Genomic DNA, 17,946 nt, shown 5'->3' on the forward strand with positions numbered 1-17,946 from the left:
CGTGAGTTCGGACCAGGACCTCTTCGAGGTGGTCAACCCCGCCACCGAGGAGGTGATCCGGACGGTGGAGATGGCCGGCCTCGCCGAGACCGACGCCGCCGTCGCCCGCGCCAGGCGCGCCTTCGACGGCTGGCGCAGGGTCGCCCCGGCGGACCGCGCCCGGCTGCTGCGGGCCTTCGCCGCCGCCGTCGACGCCGACCGCGACCACCTCGCCGCCCTCGAAGTCGCCAACGCCGGCCACACGGTGGGCAACGCCCGCTGGGAGGCCGGCAACGCCCGCGACGTCATCGAGTACTACGCCGCCGCACCCGAACGCCTCTTCGGACGCCAGATCCCGGTCGCCGGCGGCCTGGACGTGACCTTCCAGGAACCGCTCGGCGTGGTCGGCGTCATCGTGCCCTGGAACTTCCCGATGCCGATCGCCGCCTGGGGCCTGGCCCCGGCCCTCGCCGCCGGCAACACCGTCGTCCTCAAACCCGCCGAACTGACCCCGCTCACCGCCCTGCGGCTGGCCGAACTCGCCCTGCAGGCGGGGATTCCCGAGGGCGTCCTCCAGGTGCTGCCGGGCCGCGGCCCGGTCGTCGGCCACCGGTTCGTCACCCACCCCGACGTGGCCAAGGTCGTGTTCACCGGCTCCACCGCCGTCGGCAAGGGCATCGCCGCCGGCTGCGCCCAGCAGGTCAAGCCGGTCACCCTCGAACTCGGCGGCAAGAGCGCCAACATCGTGTTCGCCGACGCCGACCTCGCCAAGGCCGCCGCCACCGCGCCGTACGCCGTCTTCGACAACGCCGGGCAGGACTGCTGCGCCCGCTCCCGGATCCTCGTCGAGGCGGGCGTGTTCGAGGAGTTCATGGCCCTGCTGGAGCCGGCCGTCCGCGGGGTGCGGGTGGGCGACCCGAGTGACGAGAAGACCGAGATGGGCCCGCTGATCTCGGCCGCCCACCGGGCCAGGGTGGCGTCCTACGTCACCGCCGACACCCAGGTCGCCTTCACCGGCACGGCACCGGACGGGCCGGGCTTCTGGTTCCCGCCCACCGTGCTGTCGCCCGTCGGCCACGACGCGCCGGCGTTCACCGAGGAGATCTTCGGGCCGGTGGTCGCCGTCGTTCCGTTCCGCGACGAGCAGGACGCGCTGCGGATCGCGAACGCCACCGACTACGGCCTGTCCGGCTCGATCTGGACCCGCGACGTGGGCCGGGCGCTGCGGGTGGCGCGCGGGGTGGAGGCGGGCAACCTGTCCGTCAACTCGCACTCCTCGGTGCGCTACTCGACGCCGTTCGGCGGCTTCAAGCAGTCCGGGCTCGGCCGTGAGCTGGGCCCGGACGCCCTCCACGCCTTCACCGAAACCAAGAACGTCTTCATCTCCACGGAGGAGTAACGCCATGACCGAGCGACTCGACGGCCGGGTGGCCGTCATCACCGGCGCGGGCAGCGGAATCGGCCTCGCGACCGCCCGGCGCTTCGCCGCCGAAGGGGCCAGGGTGGTCTGCGTGGACATCGACGCCGCGGCCGGCAAGGCCGCCGCCGAGGAGGTCGGCGGCCTGTTCGTGCAGGCCGACGTGACCGACGAGGACGCCGTGCGCGAGATGTACGAGCGGGCCGTGGCCGAGTACGGCCGCCTCGACATCGCCTTCAACAACGCCGGCATCTCGCCGCCCGACGACGACTCGATCCTGACCACCGGCCTGGAGGCCTGGAAGCGGGTCCAGGACGTCAACCTGACCAGCGTCTACCTCTGCTGCAAGTACGCGATCCCGCACATGCAGCGCCAGGGCAAGGGGTCGATCATCAACACCGCCTCCTTCGTCGCGGTGATGGGTGCGGCGACCTCGCAGATCTCCTACAGCGCCTCCAAGGGCGGCGTGCTGGCGATGTCGCGCGAGCTGGGCGTGCAGTTCGCCCGGGAGGGCATCCGGGTCAACGCGCTCTGCCCCGGCCCGGTCAACACCCCGCTGCTGCAGGAGCTGTTCGCCAAGGACCCGGAGCGCGCGGCCCGCCGGCTCGTCCACATCCCGCTCGGGCGCTTCGCCGAGCCGGACGAGATCGCGGCCGCCGTCGCCTTCCTGGCCAGCGACGACTCCTCCTTCATGACCGCCAACACCTTCCTGGTGGACGGCGGCATCTCCGGGGCGTACGTGACCCCGCAGTAGCCCGGGACGGACGGCGCCCGGACCGCGCGCAGCGGTCCGGGCGTCGTGCTGCCCCGCCGGGCGTCCTGTCCACCCCGCCGGGCGCAGCGCTCACCCCGCCGGGCGGCGCAGCCGTGCCAGACGTGCCGCGGCGGCCTCCAGCAGCAGCTCCAGGGCCGGCGGGTACCCGGAGGTGCTCATCTCGGCCACCAGCAGCGGCGCGGTGGCGGCGATGTGCGGGTGGCTCCGCGCGGGCAGGCGGGCGTACGTCTCCCGCCACACGCCCTCGTCGGCCTGCCGGGCGGCCGGTGGGAGGGCGCTGGCCGCCGCGTCGAGGGCGGCGAAGGCCAGGGCCTGGTCGACGAAGGCGTGGTAGATCCGTACCGCCTCGGCGTCGGGGAACCCGCCGTCGCGCAGCACGCCGAGGATCACCTCCACGGCCCCGATCTCGTGGGCCCGTCCGGTGGTGCGGTACGCGGCCAGCATGGCCGTCTGCGGGTGCAGCTGGTAGGCGCGGTGGATCCGCCGCCCGATCTCCCGCAGGTCGGCCTGCCAGTCCCCGGTCGCCTGCCAGCCCTGCTGGGCGACGGCGATCAGCTCGTCGGTGATGGCGAGCAGCAGGTCGTCGGTGTTGCGGAAGTACCGGTAGATCGCGCTCGGGTCGGCCCCGAGGGCGGCGCCGAGCCGGCGGACGGTGAGCGCCTCGGAGCCGTGCTGTCCGAGCAGCCGCAGCGCGGTCGCGACGATCGCCTCCGCGGAGAGCACGGTGCCCTGCTTGGTCGGGCGCCTACGTCGGCGCTGCGGCTCCGGAACCACGCGTTCACCCATCGGGGTGCTCCCTCCAACCGCTCGTCCGAACCGGCCGCCCGTGCACACGGTCCCGCTGCTCACCGGTCCGCCTGCTCGCGGGCCGGTCCGTACCGCCGAGTGCGGCCGCCCGCGGACCGCTCCGGCCCGGTCACCGTGCCGACACCTTACGACAACGCCATTGACGTGTGAAGGACGCAGGACGTTTCATTCCTGCCAACGGAGCCCGTCCGAGGCTCCGGTCGATCAAGGTGGTGGTCCGTTGGCATCCATGGCGAACGACGGGGCGAGAGCCCCGCAGGGCGGCGGTGGGCCCGTGCGCCCGGGTCTGCGCAAGTCACTCGGGGTCGGGGACGGCGTGGTGATCGCCGCCTCCAGCATCGCGGCCACCTCCAGCGTCGGGGTCGGCCTCGGCCTGACCGCGGGCGTGGTCGGCCTGCACCTGCCCGCCGTCACCCTGCTCGCCTTCCTGCCGGTCCTCGGCATCGCGAGCGGCTACGCCCGGCTGAACCGGGTGGAGCCCAACGCCGGCAACGCCTACACCTGGGTGGGCGGCATCCTCAACCCCTGGCTGGGCTTCCTCACCGGCTGGGTGAACCTGGTCGGCAGCATCGTCTTCATGGCCTACACCACCGCGATCACCGGGTCGGCGCTCCTCCAACTCCTGGGCGAGGCAGGCCTGCACGAGCTGGCGGGGCTCACCCTGGACCCGGACTCCACCGTGCAGACCACCCTGATCGGCCTGCTGGTCCTGCTGGCCGCGACCCTGGTCGCCGTCCGGGGCGTGGGCCTGGCGGCCCGGTTGCAGAAGTACCTGCTCGTCTTCGAGTACCTGGTGCTGTTGGGCTTCTGCGGCTACGGCCTCTTCGCCGGCGACCAGCCGTTCTCGCTGTCCTGGTACGACCCGTTCGCCATCCCCTCGCTCTCCGCGCTGGCCCAGGGCATGGTGCTGATGGTGTTCTGTTACTGGGGATTCGAGTCGGTCTTCAGCGTGGGCGAGGAGGTCCGCCACCCGCGGGACGCCTCCCGGGCCGGCACGCTCGCCCTGGTGGCCGTGCTGGCGGTGTTCCTGCTGGCCGGCACCGCCTTCCAACGCGTCCTGCCGGTAGGCGAGTTGGTGGACAACGGGGCCCAGGGGCTGACCTACTTCGGGCATCGGCTCGCCCAGCAACCGCTGGCCGCGCTGCCGCTGATCGCCCTGACGTTCTCCGCCGTGGCCTCCCTGCAGGCCGCCGTCATCCCCACCGCGCGCGGCAACTTCGCGATGGGCCGCGACCGTACCCTCGGGCCGGTCTGGACCCGGCTGCACCCGCGGTACGGGACCCCGGCGGCCGGCACCCTGCTGGTCGCGGCCGTCGCCGCCGCGATCGCACTGCTGTGCCTGGTGATCCCCACCGTGACGGACCTGATCGGCGCCGCCGTCAACTCCATCGGCATCGTGGTCGCCTTCTACTACGCGCTCACCGGAACCGCCGCGGCCGTCCGCTTCCGGCACCTGCTGCGCGAGGCGCCGGCGCAGGCGCTGCGGGCCGTGGTGGCGCCGCTGGTCAGCGCGCTGGTGCTGGTCGCGCTCGGGGGCTACCTCGCCTGGTCGTTCTACACCTCCGCCGACCACTTCGAACTCAGCGCCGACAACGGCTGGTTCCAGCTCCTCGGGCCGGTGCTCATGATCGGTACCGGGTTGGTCGCCGCGGCCTGGGCCCGCTGGGTCCGCAAGTCCCCCTACTTCACCACCGGCCGCGGAACGGATGCCGAGGCCGCCGACCTGACCCCGGCCCCCGCGGCCTGAACCCGCGGTGCGGGCCGGTCGACCGCCGGCCCGCACCGTCCGCATCGTCTGCACCGAACGAACGGACCGACATCCATGAGCAGTTCCACCCATGCCGACCTGGTGTTCACCGGCGGCCCCGTCCACACCGGCGACCCGGCCCGCACCCGGGCGAGCAGCCTGGCGGTGACCGGCGAGCGGATCACCGCCGTCGGACACGACGAGGTACGGGAGTTGATCGGTCCGAGGACCGAAGTGGTCGACCTGCGCGGGAGGTTGCTGATCCCGGGCTTCCAGGACGCGCACGTGCACGCCGTCTTCGGCGGGGTCGAGCTGGGGGAGTGCGACCTCACCGGCACGACCGGCGTGGCGGAGTACCGGAGCCGGATCGCCGCCTACGCCGGGGCGCACCCCGAGCGGGAGTGGATCACCGGCGGAGGCTGGTCCATGGAGAGCTTCGCCGGAGGCCTGCCCACCCGGCAGCAGCTGGACGAGGTGGTCGCCGACCGGCCCGTCTACCTGGTCAACCGGGACCACCACGGCGCCTGGGCCAACACCCGCGCCCTGGAGCTGGCCGGGGTCACCCGCGACACCCCCGACCCCGCCGACGGCCGGATCGAGCGCGAGCCGGACGGCACCCCCAGCGGCGTGCTCCAGGAGGGCGCCACCGCCCTGGTCGCCCGGCTCGTCCCGCCGACCGGCGCCGCCGAGCGGCTGGCCGGCCTGCTGCGCGCCCAGCGGCTGCTGCACTCGCTCGGCATCACCGGGTGGCAGGACGCCCTGCTCGGCGTGTTCAACGGCCAGCCGGACCCGTCCGACGCCTACCTGGCCGCGGCCCGCGACGGCAGTCTGACCGCCCGGGTGGCCGGCGCACTCTGGTGGGACCGCGGCCGCGGCGCCGAGCAGATCCCCGAACTCGTGGAGCGCCAGGCCAACTTGGAGCACGGGCGGTTCCGGGCCCGGTCGGTGAAGATCATGCAGGACGGGATCGCCGAGAACTTCACCGCCGCGATGACCAGCCCCTACCTCGACGGCTGCGGCTGCGCCACCGCCAACAGCGGGCTGAGCTTCGTCGACCCGTCCGCCCTGTGCGAGCACGTGGTCGCGCTGGACGCGCTGGGCTTCCAGGTGCACTTCCACGCGCTCGGCGACCGCGCCGTCCGCGAGGCGCTCGACGCCGTCGAGGCCGCCCGCCGCGTCAACGGCCGCCGCGACACCCGCCACCACCTGGCGCACCTCCAGGTCGTCCACCCGACGGACCTCCCGCGCTTCGCCCGGCTCGGTGCGATCGCCAACATCCAACCGCTCTGGGCGGCCCACGAGCCGCAGATGGACGAGCTGACCATCCCCTTCCTCGGCCCGGAGCGCGCGGCCCTGCAGTACCCGTTCGGCGACCTGCTGCGCGCCGGCGCGACCCTCGCGGCGGGCAGCGACTGGCCGGTCAGCAGCCCCGACCCGCTGGCCGGGATCCACGTGGCGGTGAACCGCAGGCTGCCGGAGAGCGCCGAGGAGCGGGTGTTCCTGCCCGAGCAGCGGCTCGACCTCGCGACCGCCCTCGCCGCCTACACGGCCGGCTCCGCCCACGTGAACGGCCTCGACGAGGCCGGCAGCCTGCGGCCGGGCTACCTCGCCGACCTGGTCGTCCTGGACCGTGACATCTTCACGGCCCCGCCGCAGGCCATCGGCGAGGCGCGGGTCGAGCGCACCTACGTCGGCGGCCGACTGGTGCACGCGAGCAGCTGAGGGCGCGGCGCAACCGGCGCAGGAGCGCGGGGCCGGGGGCCGGGAAGCCGATTTCCCGGCTCCCGGCCCCCGGCCCGGGCTTCGGCCACCCGCCGCGAGGCTGCTCGGGTCAGGCCGAGGCGCCGCCGTCCATCACCAGGTCGGCGCCGACCACCGAGGCCGCGGCCGGCGAGGCGAGGTAGAGGACGGCGGCGGCGACCTCCTCGCCCGAGGACACCCGGCCGAGCGGGGACTGGTCCCGCATCCGCTCGGCGCGTTCGGCCGGGCTCTCGCCGGGGAGCAGCGACATGGAGGTGTCCGAGGGGCCCGGGCTGACGGCGTTGATCCGGATGCCGTCGCCGGTGTGGTCGAGGGCCGCACTGCGGGTGAGGGCGGTGACCGCGGCCTTGGTGGCGGCGTAGGCGCCGGTGCCGGCCCGGCGCTGGTGGGTGCCGAGGTTGGACGAGATGTTGACGATCGCCCCGCCGCCGTTCGCGCGCATGTGGGCGATCTCGGCCTGCATCGACAGCAGGACGCCGGTCACGTTGACGTCGAGCAGGGTGTGCCAGTCCTCCTCGGGGAGGTCGCCGAGCGCCTGACCGCCGCGGAAGACGCCCGCGTTGTTGACGGCGACGTCGAGGCCGCCGAACTCCTCGACGGTCTGCCGGACCAGTGCCCGGACATCCGCCGACCGGCTGACGTCGGCGGTGAAGGCGGCCGCGGTGCCGCCCTCCTTCTCGATCAGGGCGACGGTCTCGGCGAGCGGCGCGGCCCCCCGGCCGGCCACCGCCACCCGCGCGCCCTCGGCGGCGAACGCGAGGGCGATGGAGCGGCCGAGCCCGGAGCCCGCACCCGTCACGAGGACGGTCCGGCCGGCGAATCGAGTGGTCATGGTGAGTCTCCCCTTGGTCGGAACGCGGTGTGGTCGGTACGCGGTGTGGTCGGAAGGCGATGTCTCGGAACGCGATGGTCGGAGGGAAAGCGATGGTCGGAGGAACGCGACGGGCGGCACCGTTCGGCCGGGCGCCGCCCGCCCGGTCGACCTCATAGTGTACCGATCGGTCCAATATGAGGGCGGAGGGCGCCTCCGTTCCGGGTGGCGTGTCGTCCGGTCCGGATGCGTCGGCACCCGCGGCGGGTGCCGGCGGGCTCAGTCGAGCAGGGCGAGCGCCTGTTCGGCGGCGTCCCGCACCCGGGCCGGGTCCGCGCTGGCCTTGCCGACCACCCGCATGCCCTGCATCAGGACGATCAGCAGTCTGGCGAGCGCCCGCGGGTCCCGCGCGCCCGGCAGCTCCCCCCGGGCGGCCGCCCGTACGAGCGCGGAGTGCAGCAGGGTCTCCAGGTGGTCCCAGCTGGCCTCGACCCGGCGGGCCGCCTCGGCGTCGTGGGAGGCCAGCTCGGCGGCGGTGTTGGTGACGAAGCACCCCATGGTCCGCTGCTCGGAGGAGGCTTCGTCGGCGAACCTGCGCACCAGCGCCCGGACGGCCGGCAGGACGGCCCCGGGCTGGGACAGTTCGTCCAGCAGGCGGGGGTCGGTCAGCTCGCCGTACCGGTCGAGCGCCCGGAGGTAGAGCTGGTGCTTGCTGCCGAAGGTGGCGTAGATGCTGGCGCGTCCGATGCCGAGATGCTCGACGAGGTCGCTCATCGAGGTCGCTTCGTAACCGTGCTGCCAGAACAGTCGGAGGGCTGCCTGCAGGACGGCGTCGGGGTCGAATTCCTTGGTGCGGGCCACGGAAGGGACCTTAGTACTCTCTGGAACGAACGGTCAAGAAAGCAAGCCCCCGGGCCCGAGACCGGGGCTGGGTACGATCGCCGGGTATCCGCTATCGGGTACCGGGCCGCCGCCCCGCGGGCGCGGGCCGCGCGACAGGCGGGCGGCCGGACGGGCGGGGCCGGCCGGCAAGGGGAGTGACCATGATGCTGGACGCGTTCGACGCCGCGCTCGTCCGCGAGCTGCAGCAGGACGGCCGGGTCAGCTACCAGCGGCTCGCCGAACTGCTGGGCGTCTCCCGAGAGGCGGCCAGGGCCAGGGTGCACCGGCTGCTGGAGTCGGGCACCGTCCGGGTGGTCGGAATCGTCCGTCCGTGGGTGGTCGGCCTCGGGGCGGTCGCCCATGTCTCGCTGGACGTCGAGGGGCCGGGGCGCCCGGCCGCCGAGGCGGCGGCGGCCCGCCGGTCGACCAGCTTCGTGTCCTGCACGGCGGGTGCGCGATCGGTGGTGGCCGAGCTGCGGGTGGCGGACGAGGCCGCGCTGGAGCGGGAGTTCGCGGTGCTGCGGTCGGCGCCCGGTGTGCGGGGGATCGAGGTCTTCCGCTGCACCCGGCTGGTCCGCGACGCCTACTCGCCGGCCGCCGCCCCCCTCGCCGCCGCCCCCCTGTCCGCCGCCCCCCTCGCCGCCGACGGCCTGCCCACGACGGATCCCGTGGCCGATCCCGCCAACGGTCCCGCGGCCGGTCCCGCCGCGGCGCGGTGGCCGGTCGTGGACGAGGTGGACCGTACGCTGCTGGGCCTGTTGCAGGCCGACGGCCGGGCCTCGTTCGCCGCGCTGGCCGAGCGGATCGGGCTCTCCCAGCCGGCCACCCGGGCGAGGGTGCTGCGGCTGCTGCAGACGGGAGCCGTCCATGTGACCGGACTGGTGGACTCCCGGGCCGTTGGTGTCCGGGAGGCGGTCGGCGTCGGTCTCACCGTGCGCGGGGGTGCCGTGGCGGCGGCCGCGGCGGTCGCCCGCCTGCCCGGGGTGAACTACGCGGCGGCCGGCTACGGCCGCTTCGACGTGGTCTGCGGAGTGGACGCCGGCGACCGCCCGGCGCTGCTGGCCGGCCTCGACGCCCTGCGTGCGTCCGAGGGCGTGGTCCGGCTGGAGTCCTGGTACCACCTGGAGATCGTCAAGGAGTCCTACACCTACGATCTGCCGCTCTGACCGGCATATCGTTTGCCGCAAGCATCATTGCCCTATGAAACAGAGAACAGATCGGCCTCGGAAGGCGAAAAGTTAACCAGTAGGCCTTGACGCGATCTTTTCGCCACGCGTTGAATGGCCGGCACCCCCACCGCCTACCGAGTCCGGGTGCCTGATGAACGAATCCCCCAAGCCGGACCTCACGGCGCTGCCGCGCTCCCTGGGCGTCTTCGGTGGCGTCCTGCTCACGCTCTCCTGCGTCACCCCCGCCTCCTCGCTCTTCATCGTCGTCCCGCCCCTGCTGCAGAGCCAGGGCAGCGGCGCCGTCCTGACCCTGCTGATCGCCGCGCTGCTCTCGCTCGGCGTCGGCTGCTGCTACGCCGAGCTCGGCACCCTCGTCCCGAGCGCGGGCGGCGAGTACTCGATCGTCGGGCGGCTGCTCGGCAGGCCGGCGGGCTGGCTGGTCTTCGTGATCTCCCTGGTGTCCCTCCTGGTCATCCCGCCGATCATCGCCCTGGGCACGGCCGGCTACCTCTCCTCCGTGGTCTCGGTCGACCCCGCGGTGGCCGGTGCGGCGGTGATGGCGCTGGCCGTCGCCGTCGGCGTCCTCGACATCAAGTCCAACGCCCTGATCACCGGCATCTTCCTCGGCATCGAGGTGCTCGCCGCGGCGGTCGTCAGCGTCCTCGGCTTCCTGCACGTGCGCCAACCGGTCTCCACCCTGGTCCACGCCGTGGTGCCCGACGGCCAGGGCGGCACCAGTCCCTTCACCGCCGCACTGCTGATCTCCGGGCTCGCCGTCGCCCTCTTCACCTACAACGGCTTCGGCACCGCCGTGTACCTCTCCGAGGACCTGCGCGACCCGCGCCGCACCGTCGCCCGCACCGTCCTGTGGTCCCTGCTGGCCGGCGTCGCCCTCATCACCGTCCCGGTCGCCGCGATCTGCCTGGGCGTCGACTCCGCCGACATGCTCGCCACCGGCGACCTCGTCGCCGTCGTGGACTCCTGGGCCGGCAGCACCGTCGGCACCTTCATCAGCCTCTGCATCGCCGCGGCCATCCTGAACGCCGTCATCGTGATGGTCCTGCAGAACGGCCGGGTGCTCTACGCCTCCGCCCGCGACCGCACCTGGCCGGACCCGGTGAACCGCGCACTCGGCAGCCTGCACCCGCGCTGGGGCTCGCCCTGGGTCGCCACCCTCGCCATCGGGGTGCCCGGCATCGTCCTCGCCCTCGCCGTCCCGATCGACGCCCTGCTCGGCTTCACCGGCGTCGTCGTCGCGGTGATCTACCTGCTGCTCGGCTGCGCCGCCCTCACCGCCCGCCGGGCCCGTCACCGCGCCACCCCGGCCTGGCGGATGCCGCTCTGGCCGGTGATCCCGCTGGTCACCATCGGTGCGCTGGCGTACTCGCTCACCCAGCAGAGCGCACGCGACCTGCTGATCACCGGCGCGGTGCTGCTCGTCGGCGTCGCCTACTGGTTCGGCTACCTGCGCCCGCGCCGGGCCACCCACTGGGTGCTCACCCTGCCCGCCGACCTCGACGCACAGCCCGGTACCCCCGCCCCCGCCCCCCTCCCGGAGAACGCGTGAACCGCCCCGCCGGCCGTACGAGCCGCCCCGCCGACCTCATCGTGCACAACGCCCACGTCCACACCGTCGACGACGCCCGGCCGCGGGCCGAGGCGGTCGCCGTCCGAGCCGGGCGGATCGCCTGGATCGGCGACGGCGACGACTGGCGCGAACTGGCCGGCCCCGACACCGACCTGGTGGACGCCCGCGGCCGGCTGGTCCTGCCGGGCTTCGTCGACAGCCACAACCACGTCCGCCTGGGCTCCGACGCCGACTGCGTCCAGCTCGCCGGCGCCGCCACCCTCGCCGAGATCGGTGCCCGGATCGCCGAGCGGCTGCGCACCCACCCCGAGGCCGACTGGATCGAGGGCGAGGCCTTCGACTACTCCGCGATCCCCGGCGGCCGGATGCCCACCGCGGCCGACCTCGACCCGTTCACCGGCGGCCGGCCGGCCTTCGTCCTCAGCTACGACGTGCACACCGCCTGGCTGAACACGGCCGCCCTGCACCGGCTCGGCATCACCCGGGACACCACCGAACTGCCCTACGGCACCGTCCGCAAGGACCCTGCCACCGGCGAGCCCACCGGGTTCCTCACCGACTTCGCGGTCAAGGGGCTCTCCCGCGCGGGCCACCGGGCGCTGCGCGCCGCCGGCGTGCCCTGGGCGGCCCCGGACCGCCAGTACGGGCGGCTGCTCAGCAGCCTGGACATGGCCGCCCGGTACGGCATCACCACCGTCGTCGAACCGCAGAACTCGCTGGACGACCTGGCCCTGTTCGAGCGCGCCATGGCCGAGGGCAGGCTCCGCTCGCGCCTGGTCGCCGCCCTCTTCCACCCGCGCGGCACCACCGCCGCCGAACTCGCCGAGTTCGCCGAGGTGAGCCGCCGGTACACCTCCGACCGGCTGCGGGTCGGCCCGCTGAAGCTCTACATCGACGACGTGGTGGAGCCGCACACGGCCGCCCTGCTGGAGCCCTACGCCGGGCACCACAGCCACCGCGGCGAGACCTTCTACCCGCCGGAGGAGTTCGCGGAGGTGCTGGCCGGTCTGGACGCGGCGGGCTTCCAGGCCTTCGTGCACGCCACCGGCGACCGCGGCATCCGCACCGTCCTGGACGCCGTCGAGCACGCCCGCAGGGTCAACGGCCCGCGCGACGCCCGGCACCAGGTGGTGCACGTGGAGTGCCTGGACCCGGCCGACGTGTCCCGGTTCGCCGAACTCGGCGTGGTGGCCTGCATGCAGCCCCGGCACTGCTCGCCCGACATCGCCGGCCCCGGCCGGGACTGGGCGGAGGCCGTCGGCGAGCAGCGCTGGACCAAGGCCTGGCCGATGCGCAGCCTGCACCGGGCGGGCGCCACCCTCGCCCTCTCCAGCGACTGGAACGTCGCCGAGATGGACCCGCTGATCGGCCTGTACACCGCCGTCACCCGGCGCGGCCTGGGCGGCGGCGACCCCTGGATGCCCCAGGAGACGCTGGACCTCGCCACCGCCGTGCGCGGCTACACGCTGGGCAGCGCGTACGCCAACTTCCTGGACGACGAGCTGGGTTCGCTGACGCCGGGCAAGCTCGCCGACCTGGTGCTGCTCTCCGACGACCTGTTCGACCGGGAGCCGAAGGCGATCCTGGACGCCCGGGTGGAGCTGTCCGTCGTCGGCGGGGAGATCGTCCACCGGGCGGGGTGACCGCACGGGCCGGCGGCGGTGCGCAGGCTCGTCCTGCCGTCGCGCCGCCGCCGGCTGCTTCGACCGGCTGCTTCGACCGGCTGCTTCGACCGACGGCTTCGCCGGGCCGGTCGCTCCGGCCGCCCGTCGGGTCGTCGCCCGGTCCACCGGTGGGCGGGGGCCGCGGGATCGAGTCAGTCCGATGAGCTGGTAATGTTCGTTCCGCCGGAGTTCGATCTTCGGCAATGCGTCGGTGGTGCTGGTGGAGCACGTCCTACTTTCAGTAGGAAGAGTCCGTTCGAATCGGGCCCGGCGCTCCAATTCTTTCCCCGGCCGACCGGCCGACCGGCCGGCTGCCGGCGCACCGATCCGTCGGCTCGCTCGGCCCGTCGGGTCACTCCGCGCGTCAGCTCACTCCGCGCGGTCGGAACTGGATGCTGATCCGCGGACCCACCGGCCGTACCGTCTTCGGGACGGCGTGCTCCCAGGTGCGCTGGCACGACCCGCCCATCACCAGCAGATCCCCGTGGCCCAACTGCTGCCGCACCGTCCCGCCCGCCGCGGCGCCGCCGAACCGGGGACGCAGCAGCAGGGCCCGCGGCTCGCCCACCGAGACGATCGCGACCATGGTGTCCTCCCGGTCGCCCCGCCCGATCCGGTCCCCGTGCCAGGCGACGCTGTCCCGGCCGTCCCGGTAGTAGCAGAGCCCCGCGCTGACGAAGGGCTCCCCGAGTTCGGCCGCGTAGTGCGCGCTGAGCACCGAGCGGGCCCGCGCCAGGACGGGGTGCGGCAGCTCCCGCCCCTCCCGGTAGTGCGCCAGCAGACGGGGCACCGCGACCACCCGCTCGTACATCTGCCGCTGCTCGGCCTGCCAGGGGACGTCCGCGACCAGTTGTTCGAACAGCGTGTCGGCGCCGGTCAGCCAGCCCGGCAGTACGTCGATCCAGGCGCCGTGTCCGAGCACCGTTCGACGGACGGCGGCGAGCGGGTTCAGTCCGATCTCGTCCGCCTCGTCGAAGAGGCTGGCCTGGAGCTGGATGGTCATGGCACCGAGTCTACGCCCGAAATCGAACAGGTGCGCGAATCGATGGTCGCGGCCCGGCGGGGACCGGCCGCACGGGGAGTCGGCCGGTCCTGCGGGAGGTCGGGAGATGGCGGGGGTCCGTCGGTCGGCGGGCGGGCTCCGACGTGGCGGGAGCGGCGCGGCAGGGGGTGCGGGAGGGGGTGCGGGAGGGGGCGGCTCAGCCGGTCGGGGCGTCCGGGAGGGAGCGGGCGACGCGGAAGCCCACGTCGTCGACCCGGAAGGTCGGGTGGCTGCGGCGACGCACCGAGGCCCGGCAGCTCCAGTGCTCGTCGAACCAGCCCCCACCGCGGAGGACCCGGTAGCTGCGGTAGACCTCGGCGTCGTAGAGGTCCCAGCACCAGTCCCAGACGTTGCCGAGCATGTCGTGGAGGCCCCACGGGTTGGGTTGCCGGCCGCCCACCTCGTGCAGCCGCTCCTGCGAGTTGCCGCGGTACCAGGCGATGTCGTCGAGCGGCCCGTAGCGCGGCCCGGCGGTACCGGCGCGGCAGGCGTACTCCCACTCGGCCTCGGTCGGCAGCCGGTACCCGTCGGCGGCCCGGTCCCACTCGACGCCCTCGCCGTCGGGGTGCAGGCGGTAGGCGGCGCGGTACCCGTCGTGCTCGGACAGGGCGTTGCAGTACCGGACCGCGTCCCACCAGGACACGCCCTCGACCGGCAGCCGGTCGCCGGGGGTGGCGCCGGGGCGGTCGCCGGTGATCCGCGCGTACTGCGCCTGGGTGACGTGGCAGGCCCCGAGCCGGTACGGCGCCAGGTCGACCGACCAGCTGCGCTGCGTCCGCCGGTCCGCGAGCGTGACCCGCCCCCGGGGGATGGTGACCATCTCGTGCAGTGCGGCGGCGTCCATGGGTACGTGATCATACCGGTGCGCGACCCGGCCGGGCCGTGCGGCCCGGTGTTCAGAAGGATGGTGACGACGGGTCAGGAGCTCCGGGGCGGGCTGGCCTTCCTCCGACCGGCGGGCGCTCGATCCGGTGCTCGGTCCGGTGTCCGGTCGACGGCGGGTCGATCGCTGGGAACGCTCTCGGCGCCCTACCGGCAGATCGGCGACCGTTCGGCCGGGTCGCGAGGGCGGGCAGGCGTACGACCCCGGTCGGACTGGTGGCCGGCCGGAGTGTGAACAGGCTTGCCTCGGTGGCCTGTTCAGATGTTCAACGGATGCGGGGTCGCGCATTTCCGATGCGTTCAAGTCATTGACATGCCCACTCCGGCGCCTCCATTCTTGAGAGCGCTCTCACGTTTGCGAGGTCGCAGAAGGCGATGCCACCCCACACGACATCGTCGTGGCGACCCCGCCGGTGCCCGGCGCCTCTCCGCCGTGTGCCGTCGAAACCGGAGTAGAGCCGACCCCGAAGGAGTGATCAGATGAGGACGAGGAACGCCTCGGCCGCGACCGCCGCCCACCGGGCCGCGCCGGCCAGACGCAGGGCCGCCTGGGCCACCCTGGCCGTCGCGGTGGCGTCGGGCGCCGGCCTGACGGTGGTAGCCCCCAGCGCGCCGGCCGAGGCCGCCGTGCCCGCGACCATCCCGCTCACCTTCACCAACAACTCCGGCCGCACCGAGCCGATCTACATCTACAACCTCGGCACCCTGCTCTCCACCGGCCAGCAGGGCTGGGCGGACGCGGGCGGCGGGTTCCACCCCTGGCCGGGCGGTGCGAACCCGCCCGCACCGGCCCCCGACGCGTCGATCGCCGGCCCGGCCAACGGCCAGTCCACGACGATCCGGATCCCGAAGTTCTCCGGCCGGATCTACTTCTCCTACGGCCAGAAGCTGGTCTTCAAGCTGGCTACCGGCGGTCTGGTGCAGCCGGCCGTGCAGAACCCCAGCGACCCCAACCGGAACATCCTGTTCAACTGGTCGGAGTACACGCTGAACGACGCCGGGATCTGGCTCAACAGCACCCAGGTGGACATGTTCTCGGCGCCGTACGCGGTCGGCGTCAAGGCTGCCAACGGCACCGTCAAGAGCACCGGTCACCTCAAGTCCGGCGGCTACCAGGGCTTCTACAACTCACTGAAGGCGCAGCCCGGCGGCTGGGCCAACCTGATCCAGACCCGCTCCGACGGCACCGTGCTGCGCGCGCTCGCGCCCGGGCACGGCATCGAGACGGGCGCGCTGCCGTCGACCGTCCTGAGCGACTACGTCAACCGGGTCTGGACCAAGTACGCGAGCTCGACGCTGACGGTGACGCCGTTCGCGGACCAGCCGAACACCAAGTACTTCGGGCGGGTCTCCGGCAACGTCATGAACTTCACCAACAGCGCGGGCGCCGTGGTGACGTCGTTCCAGAAGCCCGACTCCGACAGCATCCTCGGCTGCTACAAGCTGCTGGACGCACCGAACGACCTGGTGCGCGGGCCGATCTCCCGGACGCTCTGCGCCGGGTACAACCGGTCCACCCTGCTGACCAACCCGAACCAGCCCGACGCCGGGTCGGCGGGCTTCTACCAGGACGCGGTGACCAACCAGTACGCCCGGAAGATCCACGACCAGATGGCGGACGGCCTGGCCTACGCCTTCGCGTTCGACGACGTCGGCCACCACGAGTCGCTGGTCAACGACGGCAGCCCGCAGCAGGCCTACCTGACCCTCGACCCGTTCAACTAGGCATCGTCGGACCGGTCTTGCACAGCCGGTCGTCGTCCGGGCCCGTCGGGGGAGTGCCCCCGGCGGGCCCGTCGTGCGGCGTCACCCCAGGCCCGTCCGAGGGGGCGCCTCCCGGCCGCGGGCGCCGGTCGTCAGCGGGCCGGGGCGCCGTCCAGCCGCCGGAGCAGCACGGTGTTGTCCGTTCGCGTGCCGGGGCGGCCGTCGGGGGTGGTCGGGCCGTGCGCGTGCTCCTCGCTGAGCAGCAACTCCCAGGCATGCGGCGGGAGGTCGAGTGCGGCGACGACCTCCTCGGGGGTGGGGAGGGGAACCCCCTGGTGCGGGTGGGGCCCCGCATGGCCGTCCGCATCGCCCTGCGCGTGGCCGCCCGCGTGGCCGCCCGCGTGACCCTCCGGGTGGCCGTCGGTGTGCTCTCCCGGGTGGGGTCCCGCGTGCCCGACGATCAGCAGTGCCCCGCCCGGTGCGACCGCCGCGGCGGCGGTCCGCAGGATCCGCTCGCGCGGCAGCGGGACTTCGGAGTGCAGGAACTGGGCCGACACCAGGTCGAACTCCCCGGCGGGGAAGGACACGGCCAGGTCGTGCCACTGCCAGTCGATCCGGTCGGCGACCCCCGCCGACCCGGCGTGCTCGGCGCCGCGCTCCAGCGCCGTGCGGGAGATGTCGACCGCGGTGACCCGCCAGCCCCGACGGGCGAGCCAGACCGCGTCGGCGCCTTCGCCGCATCCGAGGTCCAGGGCCCGGCCGGGAGTCAGCCCGTCGGCCTCGCGGACCAGGACGGGGTTGGGCCGGCCGCTCCAGATCCGTTCGCTCGCCCGGTAGCGGGCGTCCCAGAACTCCTCGGCGGTGGCGCCGTCCGCGGGGGGAGTCGGTGCGCCGGGTACGGGCGCCGCCGTCTCCGGTGCTCGGGCGGCCGGTGTCCCGGTCGTCGAGACGTCTGTCATCGGGGTGTCCCTTCGGGCGGGTGGTGAGCAGGGCGGGCCCTGCTCCGTTCCCTCCGGATCCTGCGACGTGCCCGAGGTGTTTGACAAACGTTCTTGCCGTACCGGCAAATGGGACCATGGCTGACGACGAACTCGCGAGCGTGCTGACCGGCGTGGGCCCCCGGCTGAGGGTGTTGCGCCAGGAGCGCGGCACCACGTTGGCGCAGCTGAGCGAGACGACGGGCATCTCGCTCAGCACCCTGTCCCGGCTGGAGTCCGGGCAGCGCAAACCGACGCTGGAACTCCTCCTGCCCCTGGCCAGGGCCTACAACGTGCAGCTGGACGAGCTGGTCGGCGCCCCGCCCACCGGCGATCCGCGGGTGCATCCGCGCCCCTTCACCCGGCACGGGCAGACCTTCGTCCCGCTGACCCGCCACCTCGGGGGGCTGCACGCCTACAAGCAGATCATCCCGGTGCGGTCGGGCGAGCAGGACGTGCGACCGGAGCAGCAGGTCCACGAGGGCTACGAGTGGCTCTACGTGCTCTCCGGCAGGCTGCGGCTGGCGTTGGGCGAGCACGACCTCGTCCTCACCGCGGGAGAGGCGGCGGAGTTCGACACCCGGACCCCGCACGGGTTCGCCAACGCCGGCACGTACCCGGTGGAGTTCCTCAGCCTCTTCGGAGCGCAGGGCGAGCGCATGCACGTGCGGGCCCGCCCCACCGCCGGCTGAACCGCGGCGGCCGGCCGTCGCGGGGCCGACCCGGGGCGGCCCCGGAGCC

General features: G+C 73.8%; 15 protein-coding genes and 1 tRNA gene. 10 read left to right on the forward strand and 6 right to left on the reverse strand.

What is annotated here, in order from left to right:
- Position 1: 1 nt before the first annotated feature.
- Both ACFTWP_RS17820 and ACFTWP_RS17825 read left to right on the forward strand, forming a co-directional pair.
- Positions 2-1,378 (forward strand): aldehyde dehydrogenase family protein, encoded by a 1,377-nt coding sequence (locus ACFTWP_RS17820; RefSeq protein ID WP_380265512.1) that lies wholly within the window; start codon positions 2-4, stop codon positions 1,376-1,378.
- A 4-nt stretch (positions 1,379-1,382) separates the two neighbouring features.
- On the forward strand, positions 1,383-2,150 hold the full coding sequence (locus ACFTWP_RS17825) for a 3-oxoacyl-ACP reductase (RefSeq protein WP_190210701.1): 768 nt from the start codon (positions 1,383-1,385) through the stop codon (positions 2,148-2,150).
- 90 nt (positions 2,151-2,240) lie between these two features.
- Here ACFTWP_RS17825 and ACFTWP_RS17830 read toward each other — a convergent pair whose 3' ends face one another.
- Positions 2,241-2,957, reverse strand: a complete 717-nt coding sequence (locus tag ACFTWP_RS17830; protein ID WP_380265513.1) for a TetR/AcrR family transcriptional regulator — start codon at positions 2,955-2,957, stop codon at positions 2,241-2,243.
- A gap of 250 nt (positions 2,958-3,207) precedes the next feature.
- Here ACFTWP_RS17830 and ACFTWP_RS17835 point away from each other — a divergent pair, with 250 nt between their 5' ends.
- Together ACFTWP_RS17835 and ACFTWP_RS17840 are read left to right on the forward strand one after the other, a co-directional pair.
- On the forward strand, positions 3,208-4,725 hold the full coding sequence (locus ACFTWP_RS17835; protein WP_380265564.1) for an APC family permease: 1,518 nt from the start codon (positions 3,208-3,210) through the stop codon (positions 4,723-4,725).
- 75 nt (positions 4,726-4,800) lie between these two features.
- Positions 4,801-6,447: an amidohydrolase gene (locus ACFTWP_RS17840; protein ID WP_380265514.1), complete on the forward strand. Its 1,647-nt coding sequence runs from the start codon at positions 4,801-4,803 to the stop codon at positions 6,445-6,447.
- 109 nt (positions 6,448-6,556) lie between these two features.
- Here ACFTWP_RS17840 and ACFTWP_RS17845 read toward each other — a convergent pair whose 3' ends face one another.
- Both ACFTWP_RS17845 and ACFTWP_RS17850 read right to left on the reverse strand, forming a co-directional pair.
- Positions 6,557-7,318 (reverse strand): SDR family NAD(P)-dependent oxidoreductase, encoded by a 762-nt coding sequence (locus tag ACFTWP_RS17845; RefSeq protein WP_380265515.1) that lies wholly within the window; start codon positions 7,316-7,318, stop codon positions 6,557-6,559.
- Between the two features lie 258 nt (positions 7,319-7,576).
- Positions 7,577-8,158, reverse strand: coding sequence for a TetR/AcrR family transcriptional regulator (locus ACFTWP_RS17850; RefSeq protein ID WP_380265516.1), 582 nt, complete (start codon positions 8,156-8,158; stop codon positions 7,577-7,579).
- Between the two features lie 182 nt (positions 8,159-8,340).
- On the opposite strand from ACFTWP_RS17850, the gene ACFTWP_RS17855 reads away from it, so the two are divergent.
- From ACFTWP_RS17855 to ACFTWP_RS17870, 4 genes are all read left to right on the forward strand, one after another.
- Positions 8,341-9,345 carry an Lrp/AsnC family transcriptional regulator gene (locus ACFTWP_RS17855; RefSeq protein ID WP_380265517.1) on the forward strand — a complete coding sequence of 335 codons (1,005 nt, stop codon included), beginning with the start codon at positions 8,341-8,343 and terminating at the stop codon, positions 9,343-9,345.
- Between the two features lie 154 nt (positions 9,346-9,499).
- On the forward strand, positions 9,500-10,915 hold the full coding sequence (locus ACFTWP_RS17860; protein ID WP_380265518.1) for an APC family permease: 1,416 nt from the start codon (positions 9,500-9,502) through the stop codon (positions 10,913-10,915).
- Positions 10,912-12,579: an amidohydrolase gene (locus ACFTWP_RS17865; protein ID WP_380265519.1), complete on the forward strand. Its 1,668-nt coding sequence runs from the start codon at positions 10,912-10,914 to the stop codon at positions 12,577-12,579. The genes ACFTWP_RS17860 and ACFTWP_RS17865 overlap by 4 nt, the downstream gene beginning before the upstream one ends.
- A 226-nt stretch (positions 12,580-12,805) precedes the next feature.
- Positions 12,806-12,878: transfer RNA gene (locus tag ACFTWP_RS17870), tRNA-Glu, on the forward strand.
- A gap of 86 nt (positions 12,879-12,964) precedes the next feature.
- On the opposite strand, the gene ACFTWP_RS17875 is transcribed toward ACFTWP_RS17870, so the two are convergent.
- Positions 12,965-13,603 carry an alpha-ketoglutarate-dependent dioxygenase AlkB gene (locus ACFTWP_RS17875; protein ID WP_380265520.1) on the reverse strand — a complete coding sequence of 213 codons (639 nt, stop codon included), beginning with the start codon at positions 13,601-13,603 and terminating at the stop codon, positions 12,965-12,967.
- A 196-nt stretch (positions 13,604-13,799) separates the two neighbouring features.
- Entirely contained in the window at positions 13,800-14,486 is a 687-nt protein-coding gene (locus ACFTWP_RS17880; RefSeq protein WP_380265521.1) for a formylglycine-generating enzyme family protein, read from the reverse strand.
- Between the two features lie 518 nt (positions 14,487-15,004).
- On the opposite strand from ACFTWP_RS17880, the gene ACFTWP_RS17885 reads away from it, so the two are divergent.
- Entirely contained in the window at positions 15,005-16,249 is a 1,245-nt protein-coding gene (locus ACFTWP_RS17885; RefSeq protein ID WP_380265522.1) for a glycoside hydrolase family 64 protein, read from the forward strand.
- Between the two features lie 131 nt (positions 16,250-16,380).
- Here ACFTWP_RS17885 and ACFTWP_RS17890 read toward each other — a convergent pair whose 3' ends face one another.
- Positions 16,381-17,187 (reverse strand): class I SAM-dependent methyltransferase, encoded by an 807-nt coding sequence (locus ACFTWP_RS17890; protein ID WP_380265523.1) that lies wholly within the window; start codon positions 17,185-17,187, stop codon positions 16,381-16,383.
- Positions 17,188-17,303: 116 nt separating this feature from the next.
- Between ACFTWP_RS17890 and ACFTWP_RS17895 the strand changes: the two genes are divergently transcribed.
- The gene (locus ACFTWP_RS17895) at positions 17,304-17,897 is read left to right on the forward strand and encodes a helix-turn-helix domain-containing protein (RefSeq protein ID WP_380265524.1); all 594 of its coding nucleotides are present in this window, start codon (positions 17,304-17,306) and stop codon (positions 17,895-17,897) included.
- Positions 17,898-17,946 lie beyond the last annotated feature (49 nt).

It is taken from the genome of Kitasatospora sp. NPDC057015, assembly GCF_042673745.1.
Lineage (GTDB): Bacteria > Actinomycetota > Actinomycetes > Streptomycetales > Streptomycetaceae > Kitasatospora.